Annotated in this window: 10 protein-coding genes; 1 reads left to right on the top strand and 9 read right to left on the bottom strand. The window is 36.8% G+C overall.

Annotated features, from left to right (window positions below):
• Positions 1-9: 9 nt before the first annotated feature.
• From pgi to ACPDHL_RS04495, 9 genes are all read right to left on the bottom strand, one after another.
• On the bottom strand, positions 10-1,632 hold the full coding sequence (gene pgi / locus ACPDHL_RS04535; RefSeq protein WP_430531615.1) for a glucose-6-phosphate isomerase: 1,623 nt from the start codon (positions 1,630-1,632) through the stop codon (positions 10-12).
• A 19-nt stretch (positions 1,633-1,651) separates the two neighbouring features.
• Positions 1,652-2,875: a peptidoglycan DD-metalloendopeptidase family protein gene (locus ACPDHL_RS04530; protein WP_430531659.1), complete on the bottom strand. Its 1,224-nt coding sequence runs from the start codon at positions 2,873-2,875 to the stop codon at positions 1,652-1,654.
• Positions 2,876-2,911: 36 nt separating this feature from the next.
• On the bottom strand, positions 2,912-3,841 hold the full coding sequence (locus ACPDHL_RS04525) for a tryptophan 2,3-dioxygenase family protein (protein ID WP_430531614.1): 930 nt from the start codon (positions 3,839-3,841) through the stop codon (positions 2,912-2,914).
• Positions 3,842-3,843: 2 nt separating this feature from the next.
• Positions 3,844-4,620, bottom strand: a complete 777-nt coding sequence (locus ACPDHL_RS04520; protein ID WP_430531613.1) for a DUF3108 domain-containing protein — start codon at positions 4,618-4,620, stop codon at positions 3,844-3,846.
• Positions 4,621-4,877: 257 nt separating this feature from the next.
• The gene (gene hppD / locus ACPDHL_RS04515) at positions 4,878-6,038 is read right to left on the bottom strand and encodes a 4-hydroxyphenylpyruvate dioxygenase (protein ID WP_430531612.1); all 1,161 of its coding nucleotides are present in this window, start codon (positions 6,036-6,038) and stop codon (positions 4,878-4,880) included.
• A 40-nt stretch (positions 6,039-6,078) separates the two neighbouring features.
• Positions 6,079-7,239 (bottom strand): homogentisate 1,2-dioxygenase, encoded by a 1,161-nt coding sequence (locus tag ACPDHL_RS04510; RefSeq protein ID WP_430531611.1) that lies wholly within the window; start codon positions 7,237-7,239, stop codon positions 6,079-6,081.
• Between the two features lie 219 nt (positions 7,240-7,458).
• On the bottom strand, positions 7,459-9,711 hold the full coding sequence (locus ACPDHL_RS04505; protein ID WP_430531610.1) for a patatin-like phospholipase family protein: 2,253 nt from the start codon (positions 9,709-9,711) through the stop codon (positions 7,459-7,461).
• 27 nt (positions 9,712-9,738) lie between these two features.
• Positions 9,739-11,529 carry an excinuclease ABC subunit UvrC gene (gene uvrC, locus ACPDHL_RS04500; protein WP_430531609.1) on the bottom strand — a complete coding sequence of 597 codons (1,791 nt, stop codon included), beginning with the start codon at positions 11,527-11,529 and terminating at the stop codon, positions 9,739-9,741.
• Between the two features lie 503 nt (positions 11,530-12,032).
• Positions 12,033-12,482 (bottom strand): hypothetical protein, encoded by a 450-nt coding sequence (locus tag ACPDHL_RS04495; protein ID WP_430531608.1) that lies wholly within the window; start codon positions 12,480-12,482, stop codon positions 12,033-12,035.
• Between the two features lie 461 nt (positions 12,483-12,943).
• Here ACPDHL_RS04495 and ACPDHL_RS04490 point away from each other — a divergent pair, with 461 nt between their 5' ends.
• Positions 12,944-14,716: a helix-turn-helix domain-containing protein gene (locus ACPDHL_RS04490; RefSeq protein ID WP_430531607.1), complete on the top strand. Its 1,773-nt coding sequence runs from the start codon at positions 12,944-12,946 to the stop codon at positions 14,714-14,716.
• The last annotated feature ends 28 nt before the right edge of the window (positions 14,717-14,744 follow it).

Genomic DNA, 14,744 nt, shown 5'->3' with positions numbered 1-14,744 from the left:
TATTGAATTCTAAAGACTTCTGTTTCTTAAATAGTAATTCAGCAAAAAGGCTGTAGAACTATCGTGTTTCAGTACATTATTCGAAATAATTTCGCCCTGAATATTTTTTGCTAAAACCTTGCCATATTCTACGCCAAATTGATCAAAACTATAAATATTCCAGATCACACCTTGTACAAAAGTCTTGTGTTCATACAACGCAACAAGTGCACCGAGTGATTCTGGTGTCAACTTATCGATTAAAAGTGTATTGGATGGTTTATTTCCAGTAAATTCCCTAAAGTTTTGAATCAATGGATCTTCTGTATCTATTTCACGCGTCGCTTCCTTTCCGTTTAACAGAGCCTCTGTTTGTCCAAAAAAGTTAGACATCAAGATGGTGTGGTTACTATCTGAGGAACAAAAAGGGTTAACAAATCCAATAAAATCTACAGGAACAACTTTCGTTCCTTGGTGAAACAGTTGAAAAAAGGCATGTTGGGCGGATACGCCTACATCTCCCCAAATTAAAGTTCCTGTTTCGTAATTCACTGGAAATCCTTCGCGATTTTTATCTTTCCCATTACTCTCCATGATCATTTGTTGCAAATGCGCAGGAAATCGCTCCAAAAATTGACTGTAGGGCACGACGGCTTCTGTCTCATATCCGAAGAAATTATTATACCACACGCTTAATAATGCACAAACAACTGGGATATTTTGTTCAAAAGGAGCCGTTCTAAAATGAACATCCATTTTATTTGCACCTTTCAATAGCTTTTCAAAATTCTCGTACCCTATGGCCAAGGCAATTGAAAGTCCCACAGAGCTCCAGAGCGAAAAGCGCCCCCCTATGTGATCCCACATCGGGAAAATCACTGCTGGATTAATTCCGTACGCAACAGCACGTTCCACCTCTGCTGTCACCCCCACCAAGTGTTGGGTCAACTGATCTTTCGCAACAGATTCGGAAAGCCATTGTACAACCTTATCGGCATTTAATACCGTTTCTTGCGTTGTAAATGTCTTGGACACAACAAGTACTAAGGTCGTTTGGGGATTCAACTTATCGAGTATCGAATACAAATAATCGTCATCGACATTGGATATAAAATGGGCACGTAGATGATTGCTGTAGTTCGCCAATCCTTGTACCACCATTTTAGGTCCAAGATCCGATCCACCAATACCAATGTTGACAATATCGGTAAAAGCTTCGCCTGTACTAGAAGTATAATCACCTTGTACAACACGGTCGACAAAGTCTTTGATTCGCGCTCTAGTTTGGCGGATTTCATCTAAGACATTTACACCATCCACAACAATAGATGCCTCTGGGGTAAAATCGCGTAAAGCCGTATGCAATACGGCTCTATTTTCTGTCTTATTTACCTTACTTCCATTAAACAAAGCTTCGATAGCTTCTCTCAAATGTACTTCCTCTCCTAACTCAATCAGGTAAGATAACGTTTCTTTTGTTATCTTATTTTTAGAGTAATCCAATAGAAAATTATCGAATTGAATATTAAATGAACTCCCTCTACTAGAATCCTCTTCAAAGAGGTCTTGCATTTGGATCAACTTCATTTGCTCAAAGTGCTCGCGTAGTTTACTCCATGCAGCAGTACTAGTAGGATTAATAGCTTGTAACATTTTTATGTAAAAACAGCAGTTATTTATTAAATTTTTCTTTTATCACAGCATCCAACTCCGCTTTAAGCGGTTGGATATATTCTTTATAAGCGGGTATATCTTTTTTGTCCATCGGTTCTGAATTTGGCAAAACTTGTCCCAAAGGGTCTACTTGAACACCATTTTTCCAGAAGCGATAGCACACATGAGGCCCTGTAGCTAATCCTGTACTCCCAACTAAACCGATTGATTGTCCCTGCTCTACATATTGTCCTTTTTTCACGAGAATTTTAGACATATGCAGGTATTGGGTTGAATACGTTCCATTGTGTTTTACTTTGACGTAATTTCCATTTCCAGCCGTATAACCCGTACGTTCTACAACTCCTGAAGCGGTCGTCATGATTGGCGTACCTGTTGGTGCAGCATAATCTGTTCCATTATGCGACTTCCATGTTTTTTGAACGGGATGGAATCTGCTTTTCGTATAGCGCGAAGTTATGCGGAAGAATTTTAATGGCGCTTTTAAGAACATACTCTTCATTGGGCGTCCTTCCTCATCGTAATAATCTTTTCCTTTTGCTCCTGATCGTTGGTAAGGGAAAGAGTATAGGTCTTTTCCTCTATAGTTAAAATACGCCGCCTCAATTTTTGAAATGCCGACATACACCGTATCGTTGATGTATTTTTCTTCAATCGTTACCGCAAATCGATCGTTAGGCTGTAGTTTAAAGAAGTCAATCGACCAAGCAAAAATCTGAGACATACGCGTAGCTAGCGATTGGTCCACACCTTCATTGCTCAAACTTACAGAAAGCGACCCCTCAATAGTAGAAGCCACCGTTCTTCTTCGTATGGTAACGGGATAAGTTTTAGTATAAGCCGTAACTGTATCGCGTAAATCGATGACTTGATACCCTGAAATATTCGGATGGTAGACAAAAGCCGCCAACTTATCTGGATTATCTTTGTACTTAATCAACGTATAGGGCTGTCCTGCACGGATTCCTCTTACATTAATCGTATCTTTTACTTTGGTAACAATATTGTGTACATCTGAAGCATTGAGATTGTAATTGCCAAATATCTTTCCAAGGTTATCGCCTGACCTAATCGTATCTTCTGTTACGACGTAATCATTCAAATTAAACCCATATAATTCGGCCACAATCTCCTCTACTGTTTCTTCTTCAGTATCTGTACTTACTTCCATTTCTCCTTCTTTTTTACAAGAAGTAAATAAAAGTAGCCCTGTTAACAACATAAAAATTTTATACTTCAAACCTTTCTTTTTTCTATTTTAAACCAATCCTTTTCCCCAATTTTCCATTTCTTCTGCAGACCATAAGGCTGGGAAGAATATTCTTTTTTGATATTCTGGCAACATATATTTTTTCCAATCACTACCGCCCGTTGCTTCTTTCGTTACCCCCGTACTTTCTAAGTACTTCAACGCAGTTTTATAGTGTCCAATCACCCAAGTCACATTCACGGTATAATCGTAGTGTTTCATGGCCTGAATCAATTCTGGACGCTCTTGTGCTTCTTTGGGAAGTTCAACAAATTTCTGCCATAAATTTGTTTTTTCATAATCTTTCATTGCTTTAACAAAAGTTTGACTGTATTTCTTCTCAAATGCACTGAGTAAATAGGACTTCTCGCCCGTCTTGTAATTTTTTCCAGCGGCTTGCCAATACATAAATTCTAACGCTTCTTCTTCCGAAATATTTTCCGCTAAATCGCGAATAAATCGCTTATCGATTAAATTTCTCCAATCCGTTGATCCAAACTCGATCAAACGATACTGTGCGCTTTGAAAACCACTCGCTGGCGCCAGTGTATTTCTAAATTTATTATACTGTTCCACATCCATTCCATCACCCATAATGCTAAAAGAATTAGTCAACATATCAAAATATCGGCTAATTCTCATCAATTTATCGGTAAATACTTCCACTTCAATTTGAACCGTATCGGCTAATTGCTCAATTTCCCACAAGATCATTTTAAACAGTAACTCATTGACTTGGTGATACATAATAAACACCATCTCATCTGGATACAAGCTACGCTGGATTTGCAGGCCCAGTAGCGCATCGGTTTGAATATAATCCCAATACGTTAAGGGTTTGCCATGCAATAGCCCTTCTAAATGCACATTGGGATTCTGTCCCATTTGTGTAAACTTTTCTTCTAAATTTTGTATGTGTTGCTTGGTTAAGTCGTTCATGGTTATTCTTGCTTTAAGGTTGAAACTAATCCCTTGTATTCTTCTAAATCCGCTTTTAGTGATCCAACAGCTAGGCTTGCTTTAATTCGCAAAGGAACTTTATTTCTGTCAGCTGATACCCAAACAGTTAAGCTTTCCTTTTCTTTAAATACGCGACCAGCCATAACATAGGGTCTGAAAGTTAGGGCCTTAATTTTCCCAAAATTAGTTTTTAATTCAGTTGTTCCCAAATACAATAGTTTAAAACGAAAAACTTCTCCATCGAAAAACATATCGATTTCGACCGCTTCATTCTTTTTTAGATTATCGAGTTTAGGATGATTTCTAAGATAATAGAACGCAGATACAATATCTTGCACCTCTGTTACAATGGGATATGTACTGTCTTTATTCTTTTCGTAGTCTTTGACAAGAACATTGTTTTTGGCATAATCAAAAAAGCCCTCTTGATTTTTGGTATAACCTCCTTCATCAATTTTTCTAATAAATCGATGAGGCACAACTTGATCTTTCTCAAAATAACTTTGATAATCGTCGTATACTTTAAAAAACACTTTGGAGAGTCCTGTTGTATAGCCAATACCCTTTGCATGGTACATGCTCTTTCCTTTATACGTAGTCTCAGAGAGTTGTAGTTCAGCTATTCCTGCATTTAAAAAACCATAGGAAACTCTGAATTTCAGATATTCTCCAGCTTTAAATGCCGTTGGCTTCGTTTGTGCAAACGAGATCGTCGCACAGCATAGGAAGGTATAAATAACAAATAATACTTTTTTCATAATCGGCTAATTTTATTCAAAAATAACAAACAAAAAAACCCAGTCAAATAATTGACTGAGTTTTTATGCTATTAACCAACCAAAAAACTATAAATTATGAAAAATTTATTACACTCAAATAAAGCTTATGACATCTTTATTTTTGCGAGTGCAAATGTATGGTTTTTTATTGATTATTCATATATCTACTATCTTTTAACCTCACTTTAACTATAACATATTCAAAATGAGGCTTTTTAAGATATCCTTAACTCAGATTATAGTGTACCGCGCAACTCTTGCTCACGTTCGATTGATTCGAAAAGTGCCTTAAAGTTACCTGCACCGAATCCTCTTGCACCCATTCTTTGAATAATTTCGAAGAATAAAGTTGGACGATCCTCTACTGGTTTAGTGAAAATTTGCAATAAATATCCTTCTTCGTCAGCATCCACTAAGATACTTAATTTTTGAAGTTCTTTGATATCTTCTTTCATCATATCCATGTGAACACCTAAACGTCCAGGGATTGCATCGTAATACGCTTGTGGCGGAGCAGATAAAAACTCAACTCCTCTAGCTCTCATCTCAGCAACTGTTTTGATGATATCGTCTGTAGCAACTGCGATGTGTTGAACACCAGGACCATTGTAAAAGTCTAAATATTCTTCTACTTGAGAGCGTTTTGTTCCCTCTGCTGGTTCGTTGATAGGGAATTTAATACGTCCATTTCCGTTTGACATTACTTTACTCATTAAAGCAGAGTACTCTGTATTAATTTGCTTGTCGTCAAACGATAAGAAGTTTACGAATCCCATTACATCTTCGTACCATTTTACCCATGTATTCATTTCGTTCCATCCCACGTTTCCTACCATGTGATCTACGTATTTTAATCCTACTGGTGCTGGGTTGTACTCACTTTCCCATTTCACGAAACCTGGCAAGAACACTCCGTTGTAGTTTTTTCTCTCTACAAACATGTGAACTGTTTCACCGTACGTATAAATACCTGCACGTACCGTTTCTCCAAATTCATCTTTTTCTACAACAGGCTCCATGTATGATTTTGCACCACGGCTAGTTGTTTCTTCATAAGCTTTACGAGCATCTTCTACCCATAACGCTACTACTTTAATTCCATCTCCGTGTTTAACGATGTGGTCGTTTAACTCAGACTCTGCTGTAAGTGGCGTAGTTAAAACAATGCGGATTTTATCTTGTACTAGAACGTATGACGCTCTGTCTTTTACACCTGTTTCTAATCCAGCATAAGCTAACGATTGGAATCCAAAAGCTGTTTTGTAAAAATGAGCTGCTTGTTTTGCGTTTCCTACGATAAATTCAACGTAATCTGTTCCTAATAAAGGTAAGAAATCTTGTGCTCCTTCAAATATTTTTTCTAAGCCAAATTCAACTGACTTTACTTCTTTACTCATAATATAGTTTTTAGTTGTTGTTTATTCTGTTTTTGATTTTTTATTCTTCTAACCACGATTGGTAGTATTGTTCATCGGCAATCTTCATGGCCTCTTCCGTTACCATTAACGGCTTGAAGGTATCTACCATAACCGCTAATTCTTCCGTTACCGTTTTTCCGATTGAACGCTCTGCAGCCCCTGGATGTGGTCCATGTGGAATTCCTGCTGGGTGAAGCGAGATATGACCTGGTGCAATATCATTACGACTCATAAAGTCACCATCTACATAGTACAACACCTCATCACTGTCGATATTACTGTGGTTATAAGGTGCTGGAATCGCATCTGGATGATAGTCGTATAACCTTGGTACAAAAGAACAAACTACGAAGCCTGCGGTTTCAAATGTTTGGTGCACCGGAGGTGGTTGGTGAATGCGACCGGTAATTGGCTCAAAATCGTGAATGGAGAACGCATAAGGATAGTTATATCCATCGTATCCTACGACATCAAAAGGATGCGTAGCATAAACCATTTCGAAGATTTCATCCTGTTTTCTCAACTTGATTAAGAAATCTCCTTTTTCATCATGCGTTTCTAAGTTTTCAGGACGACGAATATCTCGCTCGCAAAAAGGCGAGTGTTCCATCAATTGTCCAAACCAGTTTCTATAGCGTTTTGGCGTATAAAACGGGTGTTTAGATTCTACGATAAATAATCGATTATCTTCTGTATCAAAATCCATTTTGTAAATCATTCCGCGTGGAATAACCAAGTAATCTCCGTATTTAAAGGTTAAGTTACCTAAAAAAGTACGCAGGGTTCCTGATCCTTTATGGATAAAAATCAATTCGTCTGAATCGGTATTCTTATAGAAATAGTCCTTCATTGATTGTTTAGGAGCCGCTAATACAATGGTACAGTCACTATTGGTCAAAACTGCTTTTCGGCTTTCTAAAAAATCATTTTCGGGTTCTACTTGGAATCCTCTTAGTCGGTAAGATTGAATGTTATTTGCTTTCGCAATTTTAGGTGCGACAGAATACTGTTTGCGTATTTCTTTCACCTGTGTTGGTCGGTGTACATGGTACATATTTGTTGACATTCCGTCAAAACCAACTGTACCAAACAATTGTTCATAGTATAAGTCACCGTTTTCCTTGCGGAAAATCGTATGACGTTTAGGGGGAATACTCCCTAAGCGATGATATAAAGGCATAATTACTTATAGTTTTAAGGTTGGAAAAAAAATAATATAAGTAAAAGTTTCTCATTCAGGATTTCTCTTGATCAGAAACTTAATATAAGCCAATAAACCGTCCCATTGTATATTCATAATGTCACAAATATCGAAATAAAAATGATATATCCAACTTTATAACCAAATTTTATTTGCGTATTGCTAAAATACAGCGCTTTATCTTTTTTTAATTCTTAACTAAAACCAAAAACCAACCGAGAAAAAAGTATAGCTACTTCCCGTATCTGGCGAGTAACTGTATTTCACTTCGATAGGGCCAATCATCGTTTGCATCCCATAACCTATGGCATAGCCTGAATACTTCGATTTAAACAACCATTCGGAACCAGAGAATATGTCTTCTCCTACATTGGCAAAATTAGCAGAGAAATTCAGATGGTGTTTTTTGAATATTTCATAATCTAAATTGATCGATCCCAAAATGTAGGAATTTCCGGCAATACTCAATAAATCATACCCATAGAAGGGAATAATATTATCGCGTTCTGCAAATCCATATCCGCCTAAAAAGTAAACAAATCCAATAGAAGGTGTATTTCCAATCGTCGCTCCCATACGTGAACGCAAATCGACAAACAACTTATCTGTTACCTTTGTTGCATAACCTACTTGCCCTGTAATGGTTGAAAAGTTCTGAAAATTACCGAGGTAATCCGAAGACAAGAAGTAATTCTTATATTCTCCTTTAAACATAAATCCCTTACGTGGAAAATACTTATTATCATAAGTATCGAAAGTAAAACTAGCGAATCCACCAAGATAAGTACTGATATCAAAATTATTGTGCTCAATTGCTAGTGTATTACTCTTTACATCAAAATAACGGTGCTCCAATCCCGCAGCAACCAAAAATTTTTGTTGGTAAAATGTTTGGAAAACCAAGCGGTTTTCAAAATCTTTATAATCAACGCTGAATTTAGACGGATAATTCGCTAAATCTCCCTGTCCTGGCAAGGTAACTCGATCGTTATCGGTCAACATTTTATAGCGCAAATCGCTGCTAAATTGGTTGAATTTGGAATTGATTCCCACACTCCAATAAAAACCATTATCTACAAAATAGTTGAAATTATAGCGCACATTATCTCCTACTGCAACATCCAAAGAAGCGACATCACTTTTCATCAAGAGATTTTTCTGCGTTACGTTGACTAAGGCTGCTGATTTATAAAGTCCATCGTAGTGCACCCCAAGCTTAAGATAGCGTTTCGTCGGATTTTCTACTAGATCTAATACCAATGCATCACCTTCGCCATTTGCGTCAAAACGATAGGAAATGCTACTAAAGTTATCGGATCCATTCAGCTGATCAATTCCCTTTTCTAGATCATCAAAAGAAATATAACTTTCAGGTTTAAAACCTAATTTCCCGTGTACATACCGTTGAGTATAATGTTTTAATCCATTAATATCAATGGAGTTAACATATAGCTTATCCGTGTATTTGGGCACAAATTGCTTTTGTAAAACATCTTTTCTGCCTCCAATTTTTTTTATTTCCTCCAATTTGACATTGGCAGCCTCTACCCCTCTTTCAATGATCGCTTTTCCTTCATCAAAAGAGATAACAGTATACCCAGAAATATCAGGCTTGATATAAATATCCGTCTGATCGATCTTATTTTTCATTTGATTGATCGTGGAATAGTTGGAGATTTGAAGCAAGACATCCGCAGCTCCATTAATATCATCAATGGATTTTAACCCATCCTGTACATCGACACCAATCACAATATCAGCCCCTAACGCTCTAAGTTCATCAATAGGGTAATTATTGACAATTCCTCCGTCAATCAGGTGATGTTCGTCAATTAACACTGGTGCAAACAAAGAGGGAAACGCACCACTAGCCAAGATAGCTTGTGGCAAATAGCCCGAGTCAATTAATACGGGTTTACCCGTTTCAATATTGGTTGCAATACACAAAAAAGGAATATTCAAATCGTTAAAATCACGTACATGACGCACATGCGCCAAAAGCTTATTCATCAAGTTGTAGTTGTACATACCACGAGAAAAAGCCTTGGGCAATCCTATTTTAAATTTATCAAAAGGCAAAGTCAACGCATAAATTTCATCATTTTTCTTTTCGTAAAATGACTTGGACACACGAGGAATATAATCTCGGATTAAAGCCGTTGCATCGATACTGCTAAAAATAGAATCTAACTCACTAGCCGTATACCCTGATGCATAGAGACCTCCAACAATAGCACCCATACTCGTTCCCGTGATATAATCGACTTGTACACCTTGTTCTTCTAGCACTTTGAGCACCCCAATATGAGCCAATCCCTTTGCACCACCTCCACTCAAAACCACTCCTACTTTTGGTCGATCCTTCAACTTTTCCTTCGTTTGATTAGTCTCTTGAGCAACTCCCGTAGCACCAAGTAGTGCAATTGCTATAACAACAATAATTCTGTACATAGTTTTTCTTTTTTTCGCCCTACTAATTTACTTCAAATGTTCCAATAAAACTTTAGTTTTTACTTTCCCAATGATACTTTCTACTTCTTCTAGTGGTGCTTCTTTAATTCGCTTCACAGATTTAAAGTGGTTGAGCAACTTGGTCTTCGTTTTTTCACCAATACCAGGTACTTCATCTAGCTTGCTAGTAATTGCATTTTTACTGCGTTGGTTTCGGTGAAACGTCAAACCAAAACGGTGGGCTTCATCTCGAAGGTGAATAATCACTTTCATTGTCTCTGATCGCTTATCCAAGTACAACGGATAACTATCCCCTGGATAAAAAATTTCTTCCAATCGTTCTGCTAAACTGATAATGGGAATTTTCCCCCTTAATCCTAAATCTTCAAGGCTTTTTAACGCAACCCCTAACTGTCCTTTACCTCCATCAATAACAATTAAATCTGGTAGTGGTTCTTTTTCATCGAGCAAACGTCTATAACGTCTGAATACAATTTCTTGCATGGAAGCAAAATCGTTTGGACCTTCTACGGTTTTAACATTAAAATGACGGTAGTCTTTTTTACTGGGTTTTCCGTCTTTAAATACCACACATGCGGCAACAGGATTGGTTCCTTGAATATTTGAGTTATCGAAACACTCAATGTGACGCGGTTCTTTCGGGAGTCGCAAATCTTTCATCATCTGTTGCATGATGCGCTTCACATGTCGATCGGGATCAACAATTTTAATTTGCTTCAATTGATCTAAACGATAGAACTTAGCATTGCGTTCAGACAAGTCCAACAGGGCTTTTTTATCTCCCATTTTAGGTACGGTAACCTTAATCTCTTCTCCTAATTCTACCTCAAAGGGCACCAAAATCTCTTTAGTCAATAATTCAAATCGACTTCGTATCTCAACAATAGCCAATTCGAGTAATTCAGCATCCGTCTCTTCCAATTTCTTTTTCATCTCCATATTGTGAGAGCGAATGATTGCTCCATAGGAAACTTGTAAAAAATTGACATAAGCATTGGTTTCATCCGAAAGAATAGTAAAGACGTCTACATTGCCAATTTTGGGATTGACAATGGTTGACTTGGCTTGATAATTCTCAAGCAACTCAATCTTTTCTTTGATTTGTTGTGCTTCCTCAAAACGCATATCAGCGGCTAATTCCAACATATACGTTTTGAATCCCTTGAGACTCTCCTTGAAATTCCCCTTGAGGATATCGCGTATTTCTGTAATTTTTTTGTCGTATTGTTGCACCGATTCGTAAGCCTCACAGGGGCCTCCACAATTGCCAATATGATACTCTAAGCATACCTTGAATTTTTCACTGCGGATATTTTGTTGAGATAAGTCATAACTGCAGGTACGTATCGCATACAATTCTTTGATTAAATCCAATAAAGTAGCTACGGTCTTGGTGCTAGTATAAGGTCCGAAGTATTCTGAACCATCTTTGACCATTCGACGTGTGGTAAAAACACGAGGAAAAGGTTCTTTTTTGATGCAAATCCACGGATAGGATTTATCGTCCTTCAACAAAACATTGTATCGGGGCTGGAGTTGTTTAATCAGATTGTTTTCCAACAGCAGTGCGTCTGTTTCAGTAGGAACAACAATGTGTTTTATTTTTACAATTTTTCGGACTAATACATTGGTCTTCGCATTGTCGTGCACTTTATTGAAGTAGGAGCTCACGCGCTTCTTTAGATTCTTTGCTTTACCGACATACAATATCTTCCCTTCTTTATCAAAATACTGATATACACCCGGTTGATCGGGCAAGGTTTGTATCTGTAACGCTAACTCTTCTTTTACTTGCATCTACTCCATGATTAAGTCACAAAATTAAAGCTAAAATAGATGAGAACAAAAAAGCGATGAAAATTCATCGCTTTTTTCCATTTAAATTAATCAATTATAATGGATATAACTCCTCTATTTTTTATCGTCTAAAAAGATAATGCCAACTATTTTTCTGCCGATATTATTTGATGGCTGGTCTATCATATTAAATCTAAGGTTTGGCCTTAAACAATTTAACACTGATCCCCAAAACCAGAACCATGCAAACAATGGCAACCCAAAACCAAGCAGGAGGAAATACCCAAAAGTTCATCCCTGCCCATAGTAGCAATAACACTGCAAATATTTTAAACCGATAGGTAATTATAAGTTCCATTACTATTTTTACTTTCTAAGGATATAATCAATATTGATTATTGTTTTTATACATTCATTACATACCCTCTTTCTAGTGTATCTTCTGTTTTGTTCCAATACCAGCATTCCGGACTGCTAGTTATATAGAAACAACACGTTTTTTCTTACTTTACTTTTTTAAATTCATGCGCCATTACTGCAAATACTACCGCACGCGCATCGCTATTCTGATATCCGTAAGCAAATGCTAATGGTCTTAATCTGTTCCACTCATCATCTGGATCGTTAATCTCTTTTGCAAATTGCAACAATTGAACCTCTCTCGCACTTAATGCTGAATTTGTTTCAGGACTAACTGCCCATGATTTGTTATCTACCAACAACTGTTTCAGATACGCTTTCGCGGTTGTGCTATAATTCATTGCATTGATCAACTGCGTTTTATCCGCCATCATTATCGTTTTTATTTCTGATTCTGTTGGAGCCAAATAGGAAGCATCCATCATAGCAACAAAACCTGCATTGGCCAAGGCTTTACCTTCCACATGGGAAACCATTTGTTTTGTGCCGTAATAACTCGTTTTATCTTGAGCTGCTTGCTCAATACTCGTCATTACGCTTAACCAATTAGATGTTGTTATGCTATGAACTTCATTTGAGTATTTTACTGGTTCCATTTGTCCTTCATCTGTACTACATGAAGCAAACAACAAGCCGAATACTGCGCATATATAAATCTTTTTCATAGTTTTGCCTTTTTAATTATACTGTTCGTTCCTTTTGAATCCAAATCTATTTCTCATTCAAACAAACTTGATTTCGTATGATTTTCAAAGCAAACTTAGACCGTTTGTAAAAAAATCGCAAATTTTGATCGTTGCAATGACGGAAGTATTGTAAACAGCAAAGGATAATTTGTAAAACACACTGATTTTTAACGAGTTAAACCCTTAAAACTAGCATAGCAGAAAATTTGTCAATTGATCGGAAAATTTGTAAAAAACACTGAACATCAATGTTTTATAAAATACAAAAAAACACTACCTTTAAGAAAACGCTTTTAAAACCTTACAAAATGTTTTTAAAAAAACTCTGGCTTCTCTTTTTTCTAACCCTTAGTGGGGGGCTTTCTTATGCTCTACCTGCTCAAAATCATGTTGATTATAAGAATTGGTCCTTACAGGATCTACTTTTTAGTATCAACTCCGATTTATTGAGCCCTACTGATAAGGACATTTACCTCGAATATTACTTACAAAAAGCAAAAAAAGAGCAAGTACCTGAAGCGATTATTGTGGGTTATCGCAAAAAAGTGTTTCAAGTTAAAGCCTATACACAACAAACACTATACGCAGATAGCTTACTTAATTATGCTTTAACGCTTAATGATATCAAAGCCGTAGGTACAGCCTATAATGTAAAAAGCTATGTGGAATACATTAACAAAAACTATAGAACAGCCCTTGAATATGGATTAAAAGCGGAAGATTATTTAAAAGGCGCCCAAGATGAATATACATTAAACAAAGTTAAAAGTTCTATTAGTTCCATCTATTACCATTTAGACGATTATGATAAATCAGAAAAAGTAACCAAAGAAGTTATTGACTATTATCAAAGTAAACTCCACGATACTAGCAATACCTACAATAATCTAAGAGGCTATATCACCAGTGTATTCTCATTAAGCAAAACCAATTTTCGTCAGCAAAAGAATGATACCCTTCAACTTTTATTGCGTGACGGTTATGCATCCATTGCCAAACTGACCTCAAAAGATAAAGCATTAGAAACCGCTTACTTTGACTTAATCAATGGGATGTATAATCATCGCATAAAAAACTATCCCCTTTCTGATTCCTTACTTACAGTATCTATACCCCCTATACAAACCAATGGCGATTTTGGCAATGAGCATTTAGCCTATTTATATCTTGGAAAAAATGCGTGGGAAACCAATCAGCGAGAGAAAGCATTGCCTTATTTTGAAAAAATAGAAAAGCTATACCTCGAAACGGCTTTTGCTAATACGGAATTAAGTGAGGCCTTTGACTATTTGATTACCTATTATCAAAATAAGAAGAACCTAGAAAAAGAGTTGTACTATACCAAACTTTTGATGGGGCTTTCGTCTGAACTACACAAAAAGAACAGCAAATTGAGCTCGTATATGCATGTACATCTTGATACCAAGAAATTAGAAGCCTCACAGAAAAAGTTAGAATATGAGCTTTCGAAAAGCAAGTCAAAAATCAGAGGGTTATATGGTTTAGTTACGGTATTGATCTTACTTGTATTTGTCGGGCTTTTATACTACCAAAAGAAACAGCAAAAATTACAGCAGCAATACAGGCATATTATTGATCATGCGCCTCAGACACCTATACAGCTTTCGGATCGTTTACAACAGGTACAAGCTACTATTCCAGTTGTAGAAATACCCGAAATAAGTCAACCACTCAATACCACACAGGTTCTTGTAAAGAAATTAGAGGATTTTGAAAATAAAAAGGGATTCTTACAAAAAATTACGCAGGATGAGTTGGCCCGTCAATTCGGCACCAACCGCAATACCCTATCTAAATTTTTTAACGAAGAGAAGCACATCAATTTCTCTGATTACTTAAAGCGATTGCGCATTCAACATGCGGTAAGAGAATTAACCTATAATCCCAAATTGCACTTGCTCAACCTAACGGGTTTAGCTGACGAGTTTGGTTTTGGTAATTCCAAAAGCTTTTCTACTGCTTTTAAAGAGATCACCAAACTATCGGTGACGGATTTTATTAAGATGCGTCAACAAGATGAAGATTTTAAAGACATGGATCAAAAACATCCTATTTCCTAAACAAAAAGGCGATGCATCGGCATCGCTT

The sequence above is a fragment of the Myroides sp. C15-4 genome (genome assembly GCF_050522745.1).
Lineage (GTDB): Bacteria > Bacteroidota > Bacteroidia > Flavobacteriales > Flavobacteriaceae > Flavobacterium.
The sequence above is the reverse complement of the archived record's forward strand: the minus strand, read 5'-3'. Positions and strand labels throughout refer to the sequence as shown.